Source organism: Streptomyces sp. NPDC045022 (assembly GCF_056432605.1).
In genome coordinates, this window is record NZ_JBWKIR010000036.1 from 56,812 (window position 1) to 62,056 (window position 5,245).

A 5,245-nucleotide genomic window follows, 5' to 3' on the forward strand; every position below is an offset into this window, starting at 1 on the left:
TTTTTTTTTTTTTGTTGGGGGTTTGTGTGGGGTTTTTGTTTTTGTTTTTTTTTTTTTTTTTTTTTTTTGGGGGTTTTCTACATATTTGTTTGGACCGGCCCCTTCGGCGTCTCGACGCCGGGTCAGCCGCGCCGGTACTCCGCGGCCCATGCCTCGACCGTGTCCGCCGCCCGGTCGAAACCCGCCGGACGGCCCAGGAAGTCCAGGCCGTGCGTGGTCAGCAGGGGAGCCGTGTCCTCGGCGCGCCGATCCCTGCGCACGAGGACCAGCGCCTGCCCCTGCACCGTGCGCGGCAGCCCCAGCCAGCGCACCGGCTGCTGCACCGTCCGCACGGAGACCACCCGAGCCCACGGCACCGTCCGTGTCCCCAGGAGGCCGACCTGGCGCAGCCCGCGCTCGCTCACCCACACCCCCATGCGCAGCAGCCGCAGCGCACCGGCGATGACGGCCAGACCCACGCAGAGCACCACCCCGGCAGCGGAGAACCCGGAGGAGGACACCGAGCCGGTCAGAGCGATCAGGACCGCGGCGAACAGCACGAACGAGGCGAGCAGCAGCCACAGAGCGGCCGCGCCCACACGCCAGGGCCCGGGCCGGTAGGGGCGCCGCCAGCGCTCCCGGTCGTCGTACGGCAGCGCGCTCTCGGATGCCGCCTCGAAGGTACGGTCGGCCGTCAGAAAGGGCAGGGGCACGGCTGGTCCTCACTCGGTCCTCGCGTGGGCTGTGCCCGGTGAGGCTATCCGGCCCGGTTCCCGCTCACCAGCCTTGAGCGTCCGGAAGGGTCAGTGCCCCTGGGACGCCTGGGACTGCTGCACCGGCGCACTGGACGGCGTGGAGAGCGCCGGCATGGCGAGGATCAGGGCGCCGACCAGGCCGGCGACGAGGGTGAGGCCCAGCAGCCAGCGCCCGGCCACCTCCCCGAGGGACCCCCGCCGACGGGGCGGGGGAGTGACATTGCTGCGGAACCTGTCCGCCTCGGCCAGGAAGGCGAAGGGTACGGGCTCACGCCGACGGAACATCGCGGTTTCCTCTCCTTTCGGGGTTTTGCATCGAACCTGCGGTCCTCACCGATACAGACGATCGAGCGACACAAAAGGTGCCCATGTCCGAAAAGATCGCTGGTGCGACTTCCGACGTGAGGTGCCGCTCCGGCCTCGGCGGGTGCCCCGTAAGGTGGGCGCGAACCGCAGAAGTGATGGGAAGGACCCCAACCCCCGTGACCACCGAGTCGCTCACGTTCCGTAGTGACGTCACCGTCGAACTGGTGAAGTCCAGCGCTTCGGACGCCGACGTCCTCTTCGCCGCCCGTGTCTCGACCGTCGGCGAGCAGTCCCTGGACGAGATGAAGAAGGACCCCGAGCGCTCCAAGGGCCTCATCAACTTCCTGATGCGCGACCGGCACGGCAGCCCGTTCGAGCACAACTCGATGACCTTCTTCATCAGCGCCCCGATCTTCGTCTTCCGCGAGTTCATGCGGCACCGGGTCGGGTGGTCGTACAACGAGGAGTCCGGCCGCTACCGGGAGCTGCAGCCGGTCTTCTACGTCCCCGGCACCTCCCGCAAGCTCGTCCAGGAGGGCCGTCCGGGCAAGTACGTCTTCGTCGAGGGCACCCCGGCCCAGCACGAGACGGTCCGCGGCACCCTCGAGGAGTCCTACGAGCAGGCGTACGCGGCCTATCAGAAGCTGCTCGCCGAGGGAGTGGCCCGCGAGGTCGCCCGCGCGGCCCTCCCCGTCGGCCTCTACTCCTCCATGTACGCCACCTGCAACGCCCGCTCCCTGATGCACTTCCTCGGCCTGCGCACCCAGCACGAGCTGGCCAAGGTCCCGTCCTTCCCGCAGCGGGAGATCGAGATGGTCGGCGAGAAGATGGAGGCGGAGTGGGCGAAGCTCATGCCGCTGACGCACGCCGCCTTCAACGCGAACGGGCGGGTGGCTCCGTGACGAAGCCCTGTTCCCCCACTCGGAACGGATGTACGGGTCAGCCTGGCGAAGTGTCCGTATTGCGGCATTTAGAGAAGTTCATCTAGCCTGATCAAACGGACCCGGCACTGCTTGAACCCCCGAGCAGGCAGTGCCGGGTTCCGTATTTGTCCTGACTTACCCGGCACCCCAAGGGCAGACCACGTATTGAGCACCGAGTAGCGTGTTCCCCATGGCTCCGACCTCCACTCCGCAGACCCCCTTCGGGCGGGTCCTCACCGCCATGGTCACGCCCTTCACGGCGGACGGCGCACTCGACCTCGACGGCGCGCAGCGGCTCGCCGCCCACCTGGTGGACGCAGGCAACGACGGCCTGATCGTCAACGGCACCACCGGCGAGTCCCCCACCACCAGCGACGCGGAGAAAGCGGACCTCGTACGAGCCGTACTGGAGGCGGTCGGCGACCGTGCCCATGTCGTGGCCGGCGTCGGAACCAACGACACCCGCCACAGCGTCGAGCTGGCCCGCGAGGCCGAGCGCGTCGGCGCCCACGGCCTCCTGGTCGTCACGCCGTACTACAACAAGCCCCCGCAGGAGGGCCTGTACCGGCACTTCACCACCATCGCCGACGCCACCGGCCTGCCGGCCATGCTCTACGACATCCCCGGCCGCAGCGGCGTCCCGATCAACACCGAGACGCTCGTCCGGCTCGCCGAGCACCCCAGGATCGTCGCCAACAAGGACGCCAAGGGCGACCTCGGCCGCGCCAGCTGGGCCATCGCCCAGTCCGGCCTCGCCTGGTACTCCGGCGACGACATGCTGAACCTGCCCCTGCTCTCCGTGGGCGCGGTCGGCTTCGTCTCGGTGGTCGGCCACGTCGTCACCCCCGACCTGCGCGCCCTCGTCGACGCGTACGTCTCCGGCGACGTCGTCAAGGCCACCGAGATCCACCAGAAGCTGCTCCCGGTCTACACCGGGATGTTCCGCACCCAGGGCGTCATGACCACCAAGGCAGCGCTCGCGCTCCAGGGTCTGCCCGCAGGACCCCTGCGCGCCCCCATGGTCGAGTGCTCACCCGAGGAGATCGCCCAGCTCAAGATCGATCTTGCTGCCGGCGGGGTACAGCTCTGACAACAGACTTGGCACCACCTGAACCTCACAACCGAAGAACAACCGAAGAACAACAGAACAGAGCGGGCACACCGGTGCCCGCATTCCACAACGACAACTGCTTCTGCACGAACGTCATGTGCGCCACGTGCCGTACCGGTACGTGGCGCGCGTGGTGAGGAGAGTCTTTTGAGTCATCCGCATCCTGAACTCGGTTCGCCCCCGCCGCTCCCCGAGGGGGGCCTGCGGGTCACCCCGCTCGGCGGTCTCGGCGAGATCGGCCGGAACATGACGGTCTTCGAGTACGGCGGCCGTCTGCTGATCGTCGACTGCGGCGTGCTCTTCCCCGAGGAGGAGCAGCCCGGGATCGACCTGATCCTGCCGGACTTCTCGTCCATCCGGGATCGCCTCGACGACATCGAGGGCATCGTCCTCACGCACGGCCACGAGGACCACATCGGCGGCGTCCCCTTCCTGCTGCGCGAGAAGCCGGACATCCCGCTGATCGGCTCCAAGCTGACCCTCGCCCTGATCGAGGCCAAGCTCCAGGAGCACCGGATCCGCCCGTACACCCTCGAGGTGGCGGAGGGGAACCGCGAGCGCATCGGCCCCTTCGACTGCGAGTTCGTCGCGGTCAACCACTCCATCCCGGACGCGCTGGCGGTCGCCATCCGCACCCCCGCCGGCATGGTGGTGCACACCGGCGACTTCAAGATGGACCAGCTGCCGCTGGACAACCGCCTCACCGACCTGCACGCCTTCGCCCGGCTCAGCGAGGAGGGCATCGACCTGCTCCTCGCGGACTCCACGAACGCCGAGGTCCCGGGCTTCGTCCCGCCCGAGCGGGACATCTCCAACGTCCTGCGCACGGTCTTCGCGAACGCCCGCAAGCGGATCATCGTGGCGAGCTTCGCCAGCCACGTGCACCGCATCCAGCAGATTCTGGACGCGGCCCACGAGTACGGCCGCCGGGTCGCCTTCGTCGGCCGCTCCATGGTCCGGAACATGGGCATCGCCCGGGACCTCGGCTATCTGAAGGTCCCGCCGGGCCTGGTGGTCGACGTCAGGACGCTGGACGACCTGCCCGACCACGAGGTGGTCCTGGTCTGCACGGGTTCCCAGGGCGAACCGATGGCGGCCCTGTCCCGCATGGCCAACCGTGACCACCAGATCCGCATCGTCGACGGCGACACGGTCATCCTGGCGTCCTCGCTGATCCCCGGAAACGAGAACGCGGTCTACCGCGTGATCAACGGCCTGACCCGCTGGGGCGCCAACGTGGTCCACAAGGGCAACGCCAAGGTGCACGTCTCCGGCCACGCGTCGGCGGGGGAGCTGCTGTACTTCTACAACATCTGCCGCCCGAAGAACCTGATGCCGGTCCATGGCGAATGGCGCCACCTGCGCGCCAACGCGGAGCTGGGCGCTCTGACCGGCGTCCCGCACGACCGGATCGTCATCGCCGAGGACGGCGTGGCGGTGGACCTGATCGAGGGCAAGGCCAAGATCTCCGGCAAGGTCCAGGCCGGTTACGTCTACGTCGACGGCCTGTCCGTCGGCGATGTCGGCGAGCCGGCCCTCAAGGACCGCAAGATCCTCGGCGACGAGGGCATCATCTCGGTCTTCGTGGTCGTGGACTCCTCCACCGGCAAGATCACCGGCGGCCCGCACGTCCAGGCCCGTGGCTCCGGCATCGAGGACTCCGCCTTCGCGGTCGTCCTCCCGAAGGTCACGGAAGTCCTGGAGCGGTCCGCCCAGGACGGCGTCGTGGAGCCCCACCAGCTCCAGCAGCTCATCCGCCGCACCCTCGGCAAGTGGGTCTCGGACACGTATCGCCGCAGGCCGATGATCCTCCCGGTGGTCGTGGAGGTCTGACGGTCCGACGACGGCCCGTCCGCGCCAACCTGGAGCGGGGCACCTCGATTTGCATCGGGGAGCCCCGCTCCAGTACGTTTACGGCTCCGCCCAGCCGGGAACCCCAGCACTTCATGCGCTGGACGCAGGTGCCCGGAGGGGGCGGGAAAACCGACTCAGAACTTCTGATAAAGTCGGAACCGCCGGAAAGGGAAACGCGGAAGCGGAAACCTGGAAAGCACCGAGGAAATCGGATCGAGAAGATCTGATAGAGTCGGAAACGCAAGACCGAAGGGAAGCGCCCGGAGGAAAGCCCGAGAGGGTGAGTACAAAGGAAGCGACCGTTCCTTGAGAACTCA

5 protein-coding genes are annotated in these 5,245 nt (G+C 67.9%); 3 read left to right on the forward strand and 2 right to left on the reverse strand.

Features of this window, described 5'->3' with window-relative positions; genetic code table 11:
• Positions 1-122 precede the first annotated feature (122 nt).
• Positions 123-692, reverse strand: a complete 570-nt coding sequence (locus AC07C1_RS36640) for a PH domain-containing protein (RefSeq protein WP_478946291.1) — start codon at positions 690-692, stop codon at positions 123-125.
• 90 nt (positions 693-782) lie between these two features.
• Positions 783-1,019, reverse strand: a complete 237-nt coding sequence (locus AC07C1_RS36645; protein WP_478946293.1) for a hypothetical protein — start codon at positions 1,017-1,019, stop codon at positions 783-785.
• 176 nt (positions 1,020-1,195) lie between these two features.
• Between AC07C1_RS36645 and thyX the strand changes: the two genes are divergently transcribed.
• The 3 genes from thyX (at position 1,196) to AC07C1_RS36660 (ending at position 4,907) form a co-directional block, all read left to right on the forward strand.
• Positions 1,196-1,942 carry an FAD-dependent thymidylate synthase gene (gene thyX / locus AC07C1_RS36650; RefSeq protein ID WP_478946295.1) on the forward strand — a complete coding sequence of 249 codons (747 nt, stop codon included), beginning with the start codon at positions 1,196-1,198 and terminating at the stop codon, positions 1,940-1,942.
• Positions 1,943-2,153: 211 nt separating this feature from the next.
• Positions 2,154-3,053 (forward strand): 4-hydroxy-tetrahydrodipicolinate synthase, encoded by a 900-nt coding sequence (gene dapA, locus AC07C1_RS36655; protein WP_478946297.1) that lies wholly within the window; start codon positions 2,154-2,156, stop codon positions 3,051-3,053.
• A 168-nt stretch (positions 3,054-3,221) separates the two neighbouring features.
• Positions 3,222-4,907: a ribonuclease J gene (locus tag AC07C1_RS36660; protein ID WP_478946299.1), complete on the forward strand. Its 1,686-nt coding sequence runs from the start codon at positions 3,222-3,224 to the stop codon at positions 4,905-4,907.
• Positions 4,908-5,245: the final 338 nt, after the last annotated feature.